This window comes from Acidicapsa acidisoli (assembly GCF_025685625.1).
Classification (GTDB): Bacteria; Acidobacteriota; Terriglobia; order Terriglobales; family Acidobacteriaceae; genus Acidicapsa; species Acidicapsa acidisoli.
On record NZ_JAGSYI010000003.1, the window covers coordinates 334,850 to 352,927 of the forward strand.

General features: G+C 61.1%; 11 protein-coding genes. 3 read left to right on the forward strand and 8 right to left on the reverse strand.

Features of this window, described 5'->3' with window-relative positions; all coding sequences use genetic code 11:
• Positions 1 to 62 precede the first annotated feature (62 nt).
• Together OHL23_RS19200 and OHL23_RS19205 are read left to right on the forward strand one after the other, a co-directional pair.
• The gene (locus OHL23_RS19200; RefSeq protein WP_263353579.1) at positions 63 to 1,826 is read left to right on the forward strand and encodes a proline--tRNA ligase; all 1,764 of its coding nucleotides are present in this window, start codon (positions 63 to 65) and stop codon (positions 1,824 to 1,826) included.
• A gap of 202 nt (positions 1,827 to 2,028) precedes the next feature.
• Positions 2,029 to 4,443 (forward strand): PBP1A family penicillin-binding protein, encoded by a 2,415-nt coding sequence (locus OHL23_RS19205; protein ID WP_263353580.1) that lies wholly within the window; start codon positions 2,029 to 2,031, stop codon positions 4,441 to 4,443.
• Positions 4,444 to 4,446: 3 nt separating this feature from the next.
• Here the strand turns inward: OHL23_RS19205 and OHL23_RS19210 are convergent, their stop codons facing one another.
• The 3 genes from OHL23_RS19210 to OHL23_RS19220 form a co-directional block, all read right to left on the reverse strand.
• Positions 4,447 to 5,121, reverse strand: coding sequence for a hypothetical protein (locus tag OHL23_RS19210; RefSeq protein WP_263353581.1), 675 nt, complete (start codon positions 5,119 to 5,121; stop codon positions 4,447 to 4,449).
• Positions 5,122 to 5,381: 260 nt separating this feature from the next.
• Positions 5,382 to 6,233 carry a DNA-formamidopyrimidine glycosylase family protein gene (locus tag OHL23_RS19215; protein WP_263353582.1) on the reverse strand — a complete coding sequence of 284 codons (852 nt, stop codon included), beginning with the start codon at positions 6,231 to 6,233 and terminating at the stop codon, positions 5,382 to 5,384.
• Between the two features lie 87 nt (positions 6,234 to 6,320).
• The gene (locus tag OHL23_RS19220; RefSeq protein WP_263353583.1) at positions 6,321 to 11,468 is read right to left on the reverse strand and encodes an Lhr family helicase; all 5,148 of its coding nucleotides are present in this window, start codon (positions 11,466 to 11,468) and stop codon (positions 6,321 to 6,323) included.
• 99 nt (positions 11,469 to 11,567) lie between these two features.
• Here OHL23_RS19220 and OHL23_RS19225 point away from each other — a divergent pair, with 99 nt between their 5' ends.
• Positions 11,568 to 12,563 carry a hypothetical protein gene (locus OHL23_RS19225; RefSeq protein WP_263353584.1) on the forward strand — a complete coding sequence of 332 codons (996 nt, stop codon included), beginning with the start codon at positions 11,568 to 11,570 and terminating at the stop codon, positions 12,561 to 12,563.
• A gap of 47 nt (positions 12,564 to 12,610) precedes the next feature.
• Here OHL23_RS19225 and OHL23_RS19230 read toward each other — a convergent pair whose 3' ends face one another.
• From OHL23_RS19230 to OHL23_RS19250, 5 genes are all read right to left on the reverse strand, one after another.
• Entirely contained in the window at positions 12,611 to 13,525 is a 915-nt protein-coding gene (locus OHL23_RS19230; RefSeq protein WP_263353585.1) for a CheR family methyltransferase, read from the reverse strand.
• On the reverse strand, positions 13,522 to 14,769 hold the full coding sequence (locus tag OHL23_RS19235; RefSeq protein ID WP_263353586.1) for a protein-glutamate methylesterase/protein-glutamine glutaminase: 1,248 nt from the start codon (positions 14,767 to 14,769) through the stop codon (positions 13,522 to 13,524). Before OHL23_RS19235 ends, OHL23_RS19230 begins: the two co-directional genes overlap by 4 nt.
• Positions 14,770 to 14,773: 4 nt before the next feature.
• Positions 14,774 to 15,142: a response regulator gene (locus tag OHL23_RS19240; protein ID WP_263353587.1), complete on the reverse strand. Its 369-nt coding sequence runs from the start codon at positions 15,140 to 15,142 to the stop codon at positions 14,774 to 14,776.
• A gap of 79 nt (positions 15,143 to 15,221) precedes the next feature.
• Positions 15,222 to 15,731, reverse strand: a complete 510-nt coding sequence (locus OHL23_RS19245; protein ID WP_263353588.1) for a chemotaxis protein CheW — start codon at positions 15,729 to 15,731, stop codon at positions 15,222 to 15,224.
• The gene (locus tag OHL23_RS19250) at positions 15,728 to 18,049 is read right to left on the reverse strand and encodes a chemotaxis protein CheW (protein WP_263353589.1); all 2,322 of its coding nucleotides are present in this window, start codon (positions 18,047 to 18,049) and stop codon (positions 15,728 to 15,730) included. The genes OHL23_RS19245 and OHL23_RS19250 overlap by 4 nt, the downstream gene beginning before the upstream one ends.
• Positions 18,050 to 18,078: the final 29 nt, after the last annotated feature.

Below are 18,078 nucleotides of genomic sequence, written 5' to 3' on the forward strand. Positions count from 1 at the left end.
CTACTGTCATTTGGTTTGCGCCGGGTTTTTGCTTTGGCGGGAAAGCACGTTGATCTCTACGTATGCATCGTTGGTCGAAACTGTTTGTTCCTACATTGCGTGAGGCTCCGGCGGATGCCGAAGTCGCCAGCCACAAATTCCTGCTGCGGGCCGGATACATCCGGCAGTTGGGCGCGGGAATTTACAACTACCTCTTCCTGGGTCAGCGGTCGCTGAACAAGATCATCGCCATTGTGCGCGAGGAAATGGACACCATCGCGCAGGAGTTTTATCTGCCGGCGATTCATCCGCGCGAGGTCTGGGAGCAGAGTGGGCGCTGGTCGGTGATGGGCGACAACATGTTTCGCCTGAAGGACCGTAAGGGCGCGGAGCTTTGTCTGGGCATGACGCATGAGGAGATCGTGACCGGGATTGCGCGGAATGAACTCCGCAGCTACAAGCAATTGCCGCAGATCTGGTATCAGATTCAGTCGAAGTTTCGCGATGAGCCGAGGCCGAAGGGCGGGCTGTTGCGAGTGCGGCAGTTCACGATGAAGGACAGCTACTCTTTCGATCTGGATGCGGCCGGGCTCGACCGGAGCTTTGACCAGCACGACGTTGTCTACCGGCGAATTTTCACTCGCTGCGGATTGACGTTTGTGGCCGTGGAAGCGGACTCGGGAGCGATGGGCGGGTCGCAGTCGCAGGAGTTCATGGTCTATACAGACGCAGGCGAGGACCTGATTGCGAGCTGTCCGGTTTGCGGGTATGCCGCGAATACGGAGAAGGCAACTTCTGTGCTGGAGCCCGTGACGGAGATGGAGCCGACCGGCGATGGGTTACCGGAGCTGGTCTATACGCCGGGGTGCGCGGCGATTTCCGATGTGGCTGAGTTTTTCAAGATTTCTCCGGCTTCGGATATCAAGTGCGTGGCGTATATGGCGCTGGTTCGAGGGCCAAAAGGAAAGCCGGATGTCTGGCATGGGCTGGCGGCGTTCCTGCGCGGCGACCACCAGGTGAATGAGACGAAGTTGATGTCTGCGGTTGGCGCGGCCGAACTGCGCACGATGAACGGCGAGGAGCTGGAAGCATTTCTGCACGCTCCGGCTGGGTATCTCGGGCCGGTTGGACAGACGCCTGCAGTGAAACCTCTTGCGGGCGGACTTACGGTCGTGATCGACAAAGGTCTGGAGGGACGCAGGAATCTGGTCTCGGGCGCGAACAAGCTGGATTATCACTTCCGCAATGTGACGCCGGGGCGGGATTTTACCTGGACGCTGGCGGCGGATATTCGCACGGTGAATGAGGGCGAGGCTTGCCCTACGCCGGGATGCGCCGGGAAGCTGGTTGTGGGCAAAGCGGTCGAAGTAGGTCACATCTTTAAGCTGGGGTACAAGTACACTTCTTCGATGGGCGCAACGGTGCTGGACCCGAATGGCAAGGAAGTTACGCCGATTATGGGCTGCTACGGCATCGGAATCGAGCGGATTCTGACGGCGGCGATTGAGCAATTCAATGATGCGAATGGATTCTGGCTGCCGGCGAGCATCGCTCCGTTTACGGTGGTGGTGACGGTGACGAATGTGACCGACGCGCTGCTGCGCGAGACCGGCGAAAAGCTGGCTGCGGAGCTGGAGGCGGCAGGACTGGATGTGCTGCTTGACGATCGCGATGAGCGGGCCGGGGTCAAGTTCAAGGATGCCGATCTTGTCGGAATTCCGTATCGCGTGAATGTGGGCAAGAAGGCGGTTGAAGGCAAGGTGGAGCTGGTGACGCGGGCGGTTCCGGGTAGTGAGGACGTGCTGATCGGAGAGCTTGTGGGGCGGTTGAAGGGGCTGATTGGGTAAGAAAGACGAAGAAGAAGCAGATTCCCTCGCGGGAATGACAGAAAGAAAAGCAAGAGTCTGAGCAGATTCGTAGAATCAGATTCTTCGCTTTGCTCAGGATGACAAGCTCTCCTGGTGTGCATAATTCGGTGGAAGCCCACATCTCAGAATCGAGATGTGGAGCACCCGGATTTTCCAGGGTGATGCCGCGGAGGCATTTGGAATGGCATTAAAAGTCCGGATCGCGAGACCGACCACGCGGCAGGGATGGAGCAGTCTGATCTTGCGGGCTGCTTTGGCTTGCGTAGCCCTGGTTGCGCTTTTTGTCTTCGCGGTGGGTGGGTATTACTACTTTCGCTATCAGGGGATTGTGGATGCGCGGCTGAAGCAGCCGCTGTTTGCTACCACGGCGAAGATTTACGCGGCTCCGCGTGAGGTACGGCCGGGCCAGAAGCTGAGCCGGGCGGCGATTGTCAATGAGCTGCGCTCCGCGGGATACACGGGGGATGGCACGGCCAAGGATTCTCCGCTGGGGACATTCACGGAGACGGCAAATAGCGTGACGGTACATCCTGGGCCGCAGAGCTACCACGCGCAGGATGGAGCGACGATCCACTTTGACAATGGGGTGGTGCAGTCGCTCACAGACGATCGCGGGCAGGCCCTGTCGAGCTATGAGCTTGAACCGCTGTTGATTACTGGACTGAGCGAAGGCGCAAACCGGACCAAGCGGCGGCTGATCACCTACGACGAGATTCCTCAGAACCTGGTGCACGCGGTGCTGGCCATTGAGGACCGGCAGTTTTTTGAGCACAATGGCGTGAATTTCTGGCGTTTTTTTGTGGCCGCGACGCGCGATGTTCGTTCAGGCAGGTACAAAGAGGGCAGCTCGACGCTGACGATGCAACTGGCGCGCGGGTTCTTCCTTTCTCCCGAGAAGCGGATTAAGCGCAAGCTGATCGAGATTGTCATTACCTTCCAGCTTGAGCATCGTTTTTCAAAAAAACAGATCTTTGAGATGTACGCCAACCAGATCAACCTGGGACAACAGGGCAGTTTTGCGATCAATGGTTTTGGCGAGGCTTCGCAGGCATATTTTGGCAAGGATGTGAAGGAGCTGAACCTGGCCGAAAGCGCGATGCTGGCCGGGATTATTCAGCGGCCGAATTACTTCAATCCTTATCGGCACCCCGAGCGGGTGATGGAGCGGCGCAACCTGGTGCTCGACTCGATGGTGGAGACGGGAGCGATCACCAAGGAGCAGGCGGAGCGGGCCAAGGATGAACCGCTGCATCTTTCGCAGCAGAGCGTGGATGCGAGCGACGCGCCGTACTTTGTCGACCTCGTTCGGGATCAGTTGAATCAGAAGCTGGGCGAGCGGGACTTTAATCGCGAGGGATTGCATATTTACACTTCGCTCGATCCTGACTTGCAGCGGGCGGCGACCTCGGCGGTTGAGAACACGGTTCATGTGGTCGACGAGCAGGTGGACAAGCTCTACGCGCGGCGACATCGCGGAAAAAATGGCAAGCCGGAAGAAACGACAGAGCCGCATACGTATCCGCAAGTGGCGCTAGTGGCGCTCAATCCGCATACGGGCCAGGTGCTCGCGCTGGTGGGCGGGCGCAGCTATGGATTGAGCCAGTTGAATCATGCGATTTCGGCCCGGCCGACGGGATCGATCTTTAAGCCGTTTGTCTACGCGGCAGCATTTAACACGGCGGTTGCGGGAACGCAGTTGCCGGGGCATGACGAGCTTTTTTCGCCGATTACGATGTTGAGCGACGAACAGACTACGTACGATGTGGGTAATCAGGAGTACACTCCGCGCAACTTCGAGGGTGAATATCACGAGCAGGTGACGGCGCGGTTTGCGCTGCAGAAGTCGCTGAACAACGCGACGATTGGACTGGCTTCTCTGGTGGGCTTTGACCAGGTGGCGGCGCTGGCCAGGTCCGCGGGAGTGAAGAGCGCGCGCGGGACGCCGGCGATGGCGATTGGAGCTTATGATGCTACTCCGCTGGAGATGGCCGGGGCGTACACGATTTTTGCCAATGGCGGGCTGAAACTCGAGCCGTGGATGGTGGCGAGTGTGCGTACTCCGTCGGGGGATGTAATCACGGATTACTCGCCGACTTCGAAGCAAATTCTTGATCCGCGAGTCGCGTATCTCACCACCAACATGCTGGAGAACGTGATCAACCACGGCACTGGATTCCCGGTACGGGCGCGTGGATTCACTGCTCCGGCTGCGGGTAAGACGGGCACTAGCCATGATGCCTGGTTCGCGGGCTATACAAGCAACCTGTTGTGCATCGTGTGGGTGGGCAACGACGATTACACCGACATCAAGATTCAGGGTGCAGATGCGGCAGCGCCGATCTGGGCCGAGTTCATGAAGAAAGCGGTCGCCCTGCCGCAGTACTCGGATACGCATGAGTTCAATGCGCCGGAGGGCGTGCAACTGGTGCAGGTCGACAAAACTACCAACCTGCCAGCGGACTCAACGTGTGAGAGCGATACATATACGGCGGCGTTTCTGGATGGGACGGTGCCGGCGCAGACCTGTTCGCATCCGAATACGGACAAGCGGAATTTTCTTCAGAGGATATTTGGGCTGGGGGAGAAGAAGCCTTAGCTGCTAGCGATCAGGATCATGCCGTGGCCGAGGCTGGCGCGGCTGCGTTATAACACTACGGCAATCGCAGTTCATGAACGATGTAGCCCGCGGGGGTTGGTACTGCGAAACGTCCGGCTCTCCGCGAACGATCTGTATCAATTCATTGCGCGTCGTTCCGCTGCGCGGATCATCATTGGTTTCGAGGATCACAAGTTTAAGTTCCGGGGAATACCAAACCTCGTGAACCACTAAAATGGGTTGGCTGTTGTGATCCAGTCCCGCCGGAACGGTATAGCTGCGGCGCGTGCCCTCCGCAACAAAGCCTTCGATAGTCTTTACACCAAGTTTCTCAACTGCGTCGAATAGCGTGTTAGTGGCAGATTCGAGGCATTCGGCGTGGCACTGTGAGTCATCATTCGACATCTTCTGAGACCAGTGGATTACCTTCGTCTCCTTTAAGCTTGAGTCCCATCTCGTATCTGTATTAGCAACGGGATCGTGAATTCGATATAACATTTCGCTTTTAAGGATGCTCTTATTACCTTCCATATAGGTCCACTTGCGTTCACCTGCGGTGTATGTGCGACCTTGAGAATCCCGCGCTTCATTGCCTCCCGATTCGCTTCGACTGAGCTTTCCATCGGCTACCTTGTCGATAGAAGTGAAACGGCGTTGCGCCGAGTAGGGGATATTCAAGACCCTATCGTCTGCAATGGTCGATTTAGTCCGAATGGACGGGGTCTCTGTTTGAGCTAGGAGCGCAAAGACAGACAAGATCCCTGATGCAGCTATTAGAAACATCGAACGTAATGCGATCATGGCTTAATCAGCTTAACGCTGCTAAAGCCTCGCGCAAAAGTATGATTGTTCGATTTCGCAGTTCTTAGTTGTTGTCCGAATAAAGGACTGCAATTAGGCCCGAAACTGCGGGATCGTTTCGGATTCAGGTCACGAGATTAGGTCAGCGGCTGACAGATTGGACACCAGTAAGTACTGCGGGCGTTTTTGCCCTGGAGACACCTCTGGATCGGCTCGCCGCAGCGGCGGCAGGGCTCTCCGTTGCGGCGGTAGACCCAGAGATTTTCGCCCGGATCGGCATTGCCAGTGGTACGGCGATTCTTGCCGCTGTAGGTGGCGATGGTGTCGCCCGAGTCTTCGAGGACGTTTGCGGCCATCAAACGACAGGCTGTGGCTACGAGCTTTTCGAGCTGTCGGTCCGACAGCGTGGCGACCTTTTGGAATGGGCTCAGTCCTTCGAGGAAGCAAATCTCTGATTTGAAGACGTTGCCTACGCCTGCGAGAACGTTCTGCCGCAACAGGGCTTCCGCAATTTCTTCGTTGGGATGGGCCTTTAAGCGTTCCATTGCTGCCGAGGCATTGAATTCTTCTTTTAGAACGTCGCTTGCAGGCTGCGGGATTTTGCGGTCGCGCGTGAGGGACTCCGGCGTATGCATGCGTGCGACGGGAATGCGGAAGCCTACGGCCAGGTAATCCGCCGTTTCTATGATGATTCGGGCGTTCGAATGGGGCTGTTGCCAGCGCTCGCCGGGGCGGTAGATGTGCCAGCTTCCACTCATGAGCATGTGGGTGGCCAGGATGGCTCCGGGCGTCTCTCCGCTTCCTGAGAAATGGATAAGCAGCCATTTGCCGCGCGCTTCGACTTGGGTAATGGTCTGGCCGACGAAAGGGTGGTCGTCGTTGGCGCGGGCTAGCTGGGCGTATTCGGTGGTGAATCGGGTAATGGGTTTGCCGGTAAGTGCGCGGCCCAGGGCGCGAGCAGTGCGGAAGATTGTGTCTCCTTCGGGCATTGGCTCCTTTCCGGGGATTGCGCTGCGGTCATTCGTTGGTCCCACCCTTCGCACACTACGCGAAGGATGGGGCACCCGGAGTTGTTGTTAATCAGGCCGGGTCAGGGCGGGGCGGTTCATTGCGGCCTGCTCTGGGCTGAGTCGGTTGGGTTGGAGTCCTTGAGTTGCTGGGCGGGGCGGCAAGTTTGTTGGCCGGCGCAGGTGCATGCCCAGCGGACCGGGATGGAAGCCGGCTTCTTGCAGGGCGCGGGCGATTGGGTGCGCGGCTACGGGAAGGCCGTTGATGGTGCTGATGAGGTAGCCGCTGTGATGGCTGCTCGATTGATCCTGCTGGAGGCGGGATTGGCCTAGTTCTGCGAGGAATCTGGCTAGTCCTTCGGCGATTTGGGAACGTTCTGGTTCATCTGCGGGAAGAAAGACGAGCAGATTGGGATTGCCACGGCGGAGCCAGGCTACGAGGCGTCCGGCGCAAAGGACTACCTGGGCGTAGGCGGCGCGGGTCAAGATGCGCGGGGCGGATTCGGTATCTTCGGATTCGGGCGGGAGTTCCGGCCATTTCAGGGTTGAGCCATAGGGGTTGGCTGGGTCTGTTGCGGCGAGGAGGACGAATTCGGGCTTGGTGCCTTCGGGAAGCTGCGGTGTGCTGCGGAGTGAGCGGAGCAGGTCGATAGCGGCGGGGAGGGCGAACTGGGTTGCTCCGAGTCCTGCTACAAAGTAGCCGCGGCGGATGCGGCCGCTTTCTTCGAGGGCTTTGAGGACGGGGTAGATCGCGGAGAAGCCGCCGGGGATGTTTTCGGCGGCGGCGCACTCGCGCAGGAGGACTCCGTAGCGGTTGAGGAGCTGGAGCGCGAGGGCGTGGGTGGATTCGGTAGTGGTGGGAAGGTTTGCCTCAGGGGCTAAAGCCCCGTCTGATCTTGGTTCCTTAACGTACGGGCTGAAGCCCGTACCCTTCGGGGATCTGGAATTCGGAGTGGACTCAGATGCCGTGGTAGATGGGGAGATCCCGGGTCTCAAAGTCGAGACCTGGGTCACCCGCGCTTGACTTTCGATGATTGACCAGCGGCCTTGCGCGGTGGCTGGGACGGTGCGGCGGGAGCGGAATGTCCCGTTCTGGTGTTGCTTGCGGTTGTTTCGGACTGATTCTGGGCGGGTGACGTAGGCGCGCAGCGGGTGCAGCGAGTCGTTGGTGACGAGACCGCGCCAGACGAGGCTCCAGAGAGCGTCGAGGGATTCGCCGGGATAGCCTCCTCCGACGGACTCGTGGAGCTGGGTGAAGAAGCTGGCGCCGGATTTCTGGAGCGATGCCAGTAGTTGCTCTTCCCTTTCGGAGAGGATGGTGTTGCTGGGGTGCGGGACGGCGAGGAGCGGCATCTTGTCGGCGAGGTAGAGGGCTACGCGGCCGTCGCGTTCGCCGAGGGGTTCGACGCCGGACCAGGAGATTTCTCCGGCGGCGATCAGTGTATCCAGATCTCCGGCTTGGTAGTTCGCGATGCGGGCGGGCAGGATGGCGGTCTCGATGAGCGAGGCTGGCAGAGGCGCACCTTGCAGGTTTTCGATTGCGTCCAGAAGAGCGTCCATGCCGCGGCGCGGGATGAGCAGGCCCTGCCAGTGGGTGAGGAAGCGAGCCAATGTTTGCTGCTCGACTGGCTCGACTTCTTTGCGCAGTTTGGCGAGGGATTTGCGGCGGATAAGGCGCAGGATTTCGGCGTCGCACCATTCTCTATGGAGGCCGCCGGGGCGGAAGCCACCTTCTACGATGCGGTTTTCAGTGGCGAGATGGTTGAGCGCCAGTTCGGCTTGCGCGGGGTCGAGTGCAAAGCGGCGGGCTACTTCTTCGAGCGTGAAGGGGCAGTGGGTGCGGGCGTATCGGCGGACGAGTTCGATGACGGGCTGGGCTACGGGTTCGAGGAGTGCGGCGGGGATGCCGGGCGGCAGCGGGATGCCGAGGCCGTCGCGGTAACGGGCACAGTCTTCGATGGCGATGAGGCGCTTTTCACCTGCGATGCGGACTTCTAACAGGCGGCGAGTGCGGATTAAGCGGTCCAATGATTCGAGGACTTCGGGACCGGTCACACGGAGGGCCAGTTCTTCGCGCGTCAGATCGCCGAGGCGGAGGAGCAGGTCGTGCAGGCCGTCGGCGGAACGGGCTCGATAGGGGTCGACAAGGCATTGCTGCTGCTCTTCGATTTCGGCCATGGCGTCGCCGTCGAGGAGTTCGCGGAGATCGGCTTCGCCGAGCAGTTCGCGGAGCTGGTCCTGGTCGATGGTGAGGGCCTGGGCGCGGCGTTCGGCGAGTGGGGCGTCTCCGTCGTAGAGGAAATTGGCTGCATAGCTGAAGAGGAGCGATGACGCGAAAGGCGACGGAGTGCGGGTATCAACGACGTGGACGCGGAGTTGGCGCTGTTCGATGGCGCACAGGGTTTCGATGAGCGCGGGCATGTCGAAGACGTCGCGGAGGCATTCGCGGTAGGTTTCGAGAAGCAAAGGGAAGCCGGGGTAGCGCGAGGCTACGCTCAACAGGTCGTAGGCGCGCTTGCGCTGCTGCCAGAGCGGAGCGCGGCCGTCGGCGCGGCGGCGTGGCAGAAGCAAAGCACGGCCTGCGGCTTCGCGGAAGCGGCCTGCGAAAAGAGCTGTGGCCCCGAGCTGACGCAGAACGAGGGACATGGCTTCGGCGGACTCAACCATGAACCAGTCGGAGGTGGGTGGTTCGTCGCTGTCGGGGAAGCGGAGGACGAAGCCGTCGTCTCCCCAGAGGGTTTCGACGTCGGGGCCGCCGGCTGCGCGGATGCGGGCAGCAACGGCCATGGCCCAGGGGATGTGGATGCGGCTGCCGAATGGGGTGAGGACGCAGACGCGCCAGTCGCCCAGTTCGTCGCGACAGCGCTCGATGACGATGTTGCGGTCGTCGGAGACCTGGCCGGTGGCCTCGTGCTGGTCGGCGAGGAAGCGCATGAGGTTTTCGGCGGCTCCGGGGTCGAGGTCGTGGGCGGTCACGAGGCGCGTCAGGGCGGCGGGCAGGGGCATCGCTCGCAGTTCGCGAACCATGGCGCCGATGCGACGGCCGAATTCGAGCGGGCGGCCGGGACCGTCGCCTTTCCAGAAGGGCATTTTGCCGGGTTCGCCAGGGGCGGGTGAGACGAGGACGCGATCGTGGGTGATTTCGTCGATGCGCCAGGTGGTTGCGCCGAGGATGAAGGTCTCGCCTTCGCGGGACTCGAAGACCATCTCTTCGTCGAGTTCGCCGACGCGCAGGCTTTTGCCTTCGCTGTTGGAGAGGAAGACACCGTAGAGACCGCGGTCGGGGATGGTTCCGGCGTTGAGAATGGCGAGGCGGGTTGCTCCCTGACGCGCGGATAGAACGTTGCGAACACGGTCCCAGGTGAGGCGCGGGCGAAGTTCGGCGAACTCGTCGGAGGGGTAGCGGCCACTGAGGAGATCGAGAACGCTTTCGAAGGTGGAACGGGTCAGGCCGCCGAAGGGTGCAGCGCTGCGGACGATTCGGAAGAGGTCGTCGAAGCTGACTTCCGTGGCTTGTTCTGGGATGAAATCCTGGGAGGTTTTGGCTTCGAATTCTTCGCCGTTCTGGCCTTCAAATTCGGCGAAGAGGGGTTTTCTGGTGGAGGCACGGGATTTTGGCTTCAGCGTTCGTTTGCGGGTGGTCTTCTCTGGTGGCGGAAGGTTGGGTGGGTGGGCGACGATGGCTACAATTTGCTGGGCTAGGACGTCGAGGGGGTTGCGCGGGAAGCGCGTGGATTCAATGTGCGCTTCGTGCATGGCGTGAGTCATGGCGGCGCAGGCGACGAGGTCGGCGCGGTATTTGGGGAAGATGACGCCTTCGCTGACGGCTCCGACGGAGTGGCCGGCGCGGCCGATGCGCTGCATACCGCTGGCTACCGATGGTGGGGATTCGATCTGGATGACGAGATCGACGGCGCCCATGTCGATGCCGAGTTCGAGGGTGGAGGTGGCGCAGAGGCCGCGGAGTTTGCCGGCTTTTAGCTGCTCTTCGATGATGAGGCGCTGTGGGGCGGCGATGGAGCCGTGATGGGCGCGGACGATGTCTTCGCCCGCCAGCTCGTTCAATGCTCCGGCGAGGCGTTCGGCTACCTGGCGGCTGTTGACGAAGAGGATGGTGGAGGTGCGTTCGCGGATGATTTCGAGAAGGCGCGGGTGGATGGCGTTCCAGATGGAGACGCGTTTGGGGGTCTGGCTGGCTGGGCCGGATGGGATTTCTTCCTGTTGGCCGAGGCGCGCCATGTCCTCGACTGGGACTTCGATGCAGAGTTTTAGTTGCTTGGGGGCGCTGGCGTTGACGATGGTTACGGGGCGGTAGTGGAGGTTGCTGATTTCGATGATGTCGGCGGACCAGGATTCGGTTTCGGAGGACAGAATCTCCTGCGAAAGAATAAGTTCATCTGGTGAATCGGCTTTGGAGTCATTCCCTCGGGGGCTAAAGCCCGCATTTTCTGGCTCGCTGGTGGCGCGGCTAAAGCCGCGCCCTTTCAAAGCATCTGGGTTCTTGGTTTCAGTCGCGGGAACTTCTACGCCGCCGAGGAAGCGGGCTACTTCTTCGAGTGGGCGCTGGGTGGCTGATAGGCCGATACGCTGGATGTTTCTTCTTGTGAGGGCTTGCAGGCGTTCGAGGGACAGGGCGAGGTGTGCGCCACGCTTGGTGGGGACGAGGGCGTGGATTTCGTCGATGATGACGGTGTCTACGGTGTGGAGGGATTCGGCGGATTGCGAAGTGAGGAGGAGGTAGAGCGATTCCGGGGTGGTGATCAGGATTTCGGACGGCGTGCGGCGGAAACGGGCGCGGTCTTTTTGCGTGGTATCGCCGGTGCGGATGCTGATTTCGGGGTCGTGGACCGGGACGCCCATGCGGCGGGCCATGTTGGCGATTCCAGCGAGCGGGGAGCGGAGGTTGCGCTCGACATCGACGGCGAGGGCTTTGAGTGGGGAGACGTAGACGATTCTGCAGCCAGGGCCTGCTGGGCGCTGCTGGAGCATCAGGCGGTCTAAACACCATAGGAAGGCGGTCAGCGTTTTGCCGGTGCCGGTGGGGGCGAGGATGAGGGTGCTTTCGCCGCGTGCGATGGCTGGCCACCCGAGACGCTGCGGTGCGGTTGGCTCTTCGAAGACTTCGCGAAACCAGGCTGCGGTTACGGGGTGGAAGCTGGCGAAGGGGTCGGTGGGTGCTTCGGGCGCTGGTTTCGGGATGGGCTTGCGCGGGGCCATCGGTATTTTCAAGGATAGACCCAACGGTGCTGCCTCTAATCTTGCTGCGTCATAGCGACGGTGTTGTATACGCGCATCGCAGTCCCTGATACTGATTGCATGACGATTTCCGAGCGGTGGATCACTGCGATCGAGGACGCTTGTACCGAGCCGGACCTGGCGCGATCCAACCAATCGATAACGAGGCTGCACTACTTACTCTCCGAGGCGCTCGCCGATAGGCTAGGGCGCGAGGGCGGGCCGAACTTCCACTCATGGGCAGTCTGGGGCTCGCGAAAAGCGGGCGTGACAATCAGACAAGAAGACCTCGACAGCGCGATCGTCAACGCAACCACGACGGCAGGCGTCGTGGGTAGCGTGATCGGTGCCGCGACGGGGGTTCTCGCCGGGCGTTGGCTCCACTGGGGTCCTTACTACTCCACAGCGGTGATCGGAGCGGGCATCGGAACGCTTACCGGCGGCTGGACCGGACGGCAGATCGCGATCTGGAGCCGCGAGAAGGCGGCGAGGCTTATTCTTCAGGGTAATCAAACTGTGCTTCAAGACATCGGGGAGCAGTCAGCGCGGTTTCTGGAATTGCTCGAAAATGACGCCACGAGAGAGGGACGAGAGGCGTTCTTTGCAGGTCTGCGGCCAGGCTCGACCGAACGGCATGGCCAGGATCGGCTCGCGACTGCATTTCGTTCTTACCTCGCGGCCTTCGACTCGAACGATTTGGAGACGAAGCGCGCGGAAATGATCGCGGGCAACTGCGAGATTGTCTACCATGAGCACATTCGGCTCGAGCCATACATACGGAGCGCGATGCCGTTCATCATAAGGCGTTGCGCAACCCGGAGATTGATGACTTATGAGATCGGCGAGAAAGTCTTAACTGTCGGCGAAGACCTTCCAGGCATCCCGACCCCGACCGCGGCGAAAAACTGGGCCAAGATCGAAGAACGGATGCGTTATGTCTTCGCCCTCTTCCGAAAGTTTCATAACTCACCGGAGGTGTTCTCAGCGCCGTACCCCGAGATGGAGATGCCACAATTCGGGAGGGACGGGCGATCGCCTTATGAGGCTAAAGCGCCGTCAACCTGCGAATGGCCATAAAGTCCAGCTTTTCGGTAGCTCCCTGCTATCGAAGCTAGTACAAGTTCTTAACTCGGCTGTCTTGGGCGGAAGTAGCAGGTGCCGCCGGATAAGTGGGAGGTCCAGATGGTGGGGTCGGCGGGTTGTTCGCTGGAGCCCAGGAAGAGAATGCCGTCTGAAGCTAACAGGCGGTGAATGTTGATCAGGAGCTTTTTGCGGGATTCCTGGGAGAAGTAGAGCATTACGTTGCGCAGGAAGATTACATCGAAGCGGCTGGAAAAGGGCAGCGTGTCGCTGCACAGGTTGGCCTGGCGGAAGTTGCAGAGGTTGCGCAGTTCGGGTTTCACTGACCAGTGTTCGCCGTGATCGCCTTGGCTGTGGTGTTGGAAGAAGCGGACGATATTGCGGGCGGGAAGGCCGCGGTTCATCTCGATTCGGTGGTACGTGCCTGCCTGGCAGCGTTGGATGACTTCGGCGGAGATGTCGGTGCCTTCAATTCTCACGTTCCAGTTGGCCAGGTGCGGGAAGTGCTCGAGGAGCAGCATGGCCGTCGAGTAGGCTTCCTGGCCGGTGGAGCAGGCGGCGCTCCAGATGCGGAGGGTGCGGGTGTCGCGGCGGTTTTCGATGAGCGCGGGGAGCAGTTCGGTGCGGAGCAGTTCGAAGGGGCGGCTGTCGCGGTAGAAGCTGGTTTCGTTGATGGTCATGGCCTCGGCTACCGCGCGTTCGAGTGCCGGGTCACGCTTGAGGCGAAGGTGCTGGATGAGCGCTTCGATGCTGGCGAGGCCGTGTGCGCGGACGAGCTTGCTCAGGCGGGTTTCGAAGAGGTAGTCACGCGAGGGGTCGAGGACGTTTTGCGTGTGTTCGAAGACGAGTTGGCGCAGGTAGGCGTAATCGATTGCGGCCGTATATGGCGACGACGCTGGCGCGGACGGTTCGGATAGAGGCTTCGCGGGAAGGGGCTTTGCGAACAGATTGGAATTCACGGTGTCACCCAGCCGATTCCAGAAGCTCCAGCTTCCCGAGGATCAGTTTCCCGAAGGTCAGGGGCTTCGCGTTGGCTCCGGGCTGAGAGCCGGAGGATCTCTGATGCGATTGCGTTGAGGGGCAGGATGCGGTTGGCGAGTCCGGCCTGGGCGACTGCGCCGGGCATTCCCCAGACGGCGCTGGTGGGCTCGTCCTGCGCGAGGAGGACGCCGCCGTGCTGACGGAGGATGCGGCTGCCGGCGAGGCCGTCGTGGCCCATGCCGGTGAGGATGACTCCGAGGAGGCGTCCGCTGTAGACGGCCGCGGCGGTGCGGAAGAGGACGTCGACGGAGGGACGGCAGTGATTTTCAGGGGCTTGGCGGGTGAGGCGCAGGACCGGCGCAGAGGATGAATGGTGATCCGGCATGGCACTGTGAGCGGAGACTTCCATGTGCCAGTCGCCTTTGGCGATGTAGATGTGGCCGGGGCGGACCGGCTCGCCTTCTGCGGCTTCGTGGACGCGGAGAGGACAGCGGCTGTCGAGGCGTTCGGCGAGATGTTTGGTGAAGAGCTCTGGCATATGTTGCACGATGAGAATTGGAAGCGGAAAGGCAGCCGGTAGACCGGGCAGCAGGAGATCGAGCGCGGCGGGACCGCCGGTGGAGACGCCGATTAGAACAGCTGCGGGCGCGAATCCGGATGGCGGTTGCTGGGGAGGGGTGGAGAACGCGAGATTTGCGGTGACTGGTGTGCGCGGAGGCGCGGCAGGAGATGATAAAGGAAATGCCGAGGCGTGTCCTCTGGCGGAGCCGTGCGATGGGCTGCCCAGTGCGGTGAGAGCGAGAATCTTTGGAACGAGATCCTGAGCCAGCGCTTGCACCGCTGCTTCGCGGGAGGGCTGTCCGGTGGGTTTTGCTACGTAATCGGAGGCGCCGCTGGCCAGTGCTTCGATGGTGACCTGGGCTCCGCGCTGGGTCAGTGAACTGCACATGATGACAGGAATGCGGGTAGGCCGAGCGCGAATTTGCCGGAGCGTGCTGAGGCCGTCCATGACGGGCATTTCCACGTCGAGCAGGATCAGGTCGGGACGCACCGAGTCGATGACGCGAAGCGCGGATGCGCCGTCGGAGGCGGTGCCCGCGACTTCGAGGCGCGAGTCGGAGCTGACGACGCTTCGCAGCAGGGCGCGCATGACGGCGGAGTCATCGACGATGAGGATGCGGGCAGGCCGTGGCGGCGCTGCGGGTGTCGGTTGGGGTATCAAGACGTCAGGCCTCCGCAAATCCGAGCATGGCCAGTTTTTCGGTGAGGGCCTGGTTATCGAATGGCTTCATCAGGTATTCGTCGGCACCGGCGTCGAGAGAGAGCGTGATGAATTCGTTCTCCGCTTCGGTGGTGACCATCATGACCTTGATGTCGGAAAAGCCCTCGGACCGCATTTTCTTGAGCATGGACAGTCCGTCCATGACGGGCATGTTCCAGTCGACCAGCGCGAGATCGAAGGGGGCGTCGTTTTGCAGTTGCATGAGGCCAGCCCAGCCGTCGGTGGCCTCTTCGCACTCGATTCCTTTGGCTTCGAGCAGTCCACGCAGGTAATCTCGCACGAAGCGCGAGTCATCGACGATCAATGCACGCATTGTTTCTCCTTCGCACGGGCCATAATTTGCGGATCTTGCTCGCGCATTCCATCTCCCTGAGGGGGCCGTTCAAAACCTTCTAAGCTGCAGTCGCGCCGAGGCGCATGGGATCTAGCTGCTCGGGATCGAGCATGACGAGCAGGCCTTGCGGGAGCTTGTAGGCTCCGGCAAAGAGAACGCTGCGGCGTCCTTCGAGCGTGGATGGGTTCGGTTCGTGGTCGGCCGAGGATACGGTGAGCACTTCGCCGACTGAGTCGACGAGGAGACCGAAGCAGCCGCCGGCGCTTTCGAGCACGAGAATGTCGTGGCGGGTGTCTGCGCCTTGCATTTCTTTGCCGGGAAGTCCGAGGAGTTGGCGCAGGCTGACGGTGGTGAGGACCTCGCCGCGATAGTGGACGAGGCCGCCGACGAATTCGGGCGCGAGGGGAACGGACTGCGAACGGGCGTTGCCGAGAATCTCAAGAATGTGCGTGATGGGAAGGCCGAAGAGCGTTGGCCCGACTCGAACGGAGCACATCTCCAGCATTACCGGCGCGGCGGCTCCTTTGCGAAGCGCCAAAGTTGATTTTGCGGTTGATCTGGCGCTCATGAGCGTACCTCCGGGAGGGGTTCTGCCTCGTAGCTCCATTCCGAATTCTGGTCGAAATCCGACTGGGAAGCGATGGGCAGCGGCTGAATGGATCTGAGATCGACGATGCCGGTGACGTGGTCGTTGAGCAGCGTAACGCCCGAGGCTGGTTGTTGCGATCCGGCCTCGAAGAGCTCTCCGCCTGCGCCGACATCGAGGACGTGACTGACGGCGATGCCGACCTGGCGATTGCCCTCGCGGCAGACTACGACGATGATCTCAGCGGTGGGATTGCCGGCGGTTGAGGCGATGACTCCTGCCGAGTCTTCGATGGGTAGCAATTGCCCCTGGAAGTTGAGGACCGGACGGTAGCCGATGTACTCGACGCGCGAGAATGGGATGCGCTCGATGCGGATGACATCGTCTAGCGGGATGGCTGCGCGACGCGGGCCAGCCTCGACGAGCAGGAACTTGGAGGCTGCGGCTTCGACTTCTTCGTCTTCCCGCGACAACTCCATTTTCACCTCGGCTTTGCCCATCGCCACGCCGCCTCGAGTGGCAATGGCGCCGGGATCAAGAATGAGGGCGAGGTCTCCGCTGCCGAGGACGGTGGCTCCGGAGTATATGCCGATGGATTTGAGGACGGAACTCAGGGGTTTCACGACGATCTCTTCGGGGTCGGCAAGGCCATCGACGACGAGGCCGTAGCGGCGGCCATCGGCATCGAGCACGGCGATGAACTGATCGTGTTCGGACATTGGCTCGTCTGATCTGGATTCGGCCTGGCGCGCTGCCTGCAGGTTCGGTGAAAGCAGGCGGTCGAGGAAGATGAGCGGCAGGAGTTGGCCGCGAAGGCGATAGAGCGGCGTGCCTTCGAGCCATTCGATGGCGGTTGCGACTTGTTCTGGAGCGATATGGACGAGTTCCGAGAGCGCGCCTTGCGGAAGCGCGAAGCTTTGGCCGAGGCTGCGGACGATCAATGCGGGGACAATGGCCAGGGTGAGCGGAATTCTGAGACGCAGGGTCGTTCCCTGACCTGCACGGGAGTCTATTTCGACTTTGCCGCCGATCTTTTCTACGTTGGTGCGGACGACGTCCATTCCGACGCCGCGGCCACTGACGTTGGTGATGGCTTCGGCGGTCGAGAAGCCGGGCAGGAAGATCAGTTGCAGCAGTTCGCGTTCGCCGAGTTGCGCGGCGCGCTGGGCGGTGATGAGGCTACGCTCCAGAGCTTTTTTGCGGACGCGGTCGACGCTGATGCCTGCGCCGTCGTCCGAGACCTCGATGATGACGTGGCTGCCCTCCTGGTAGGCGCGCAGCTTGAGCGTGCCCTCGGGGTCTTTGCCCGCGGCGGCGCGCACGTCGGGCATCTCGATGCCGTGGTCGAGCGAGTTGCGGACGGCGTGGGTGAGCGGGTCTTTGATGGCTTCGAGAAGGCTCTTGTCCAGCTCGGTTTCCTGGCCTTCCATGACGAGGCGGACCTTGCGGTTCAGAAGCTGCGAAAGGTCGCGGATGATGCGGGGAAACTTCGAAAAGACATTGGAAACCGGCTGCATCCGGGCCTTCATCACGGATTCGCGCAGGTCGGCGGTGACCATATCGAGCCGGCGGGAGAGCATGGTGAAGTTGGGGTCGAGCGAGGTGGCCTGGAGGATCTGGTTGCGGGTGAGGACGAGTTCGCCGACGAGGTTCATCATGCGGTTGAGCAGGACGACATCGACGCGCAGGGTGCTGTCGGAGGCTGCGCCTTTTGGTTTGCCGGTTTCCTGGCTCTGTTCGAGTGCTACCGGAGCTTCGGAAGCGGGAGGTGCTGGCGCTGTTTCCGGATCAGGAATGGCGGGCGGAGCTGTTTTGGAACCGGCGTGAATCAGATGGGCAGGAGGCTCGGCCAGTTCGGTTGGACCGGCTGAGATGACTTTGCCTTTGGCCGAGAGCGTGATGGCTGCGGCTTCAGGCTGTTGCAGTTCTTTGAGGAGCGCGATTAATGCGGCATCGACGTGCCCGTCTTCGGCTTCACCTTCGTGATTCTCGAGTTCGATGGTGCGGAGGATGCCGCGCAGAGCGTCGAGCAGTTGCAGGAGGCCGGTGATGATCGGCTGGTTGGCCGACAATTTGCCGTCGCGGAGCAGGCCGAGCAGGTTTTCTCCGGCATGGGCGAGCTTTTCCAGTCGCTTGAAGCCGAGAAAGCCGGTGGTGCCTTTGATGGTGTGGACAGAGCGGAAGATATCCGCCAGCAACTCGGTGTCGTGGGGGCGCTCCTCGAGATCTGTGAGGCAGCGCTCCATGCGGTCCAGGCCTTCCTGGCTCTCGATCAGGAACTCTCGTGTCAGTTCATCCATTGGGCATCCATCCGGGCCGTTTTAAGCAC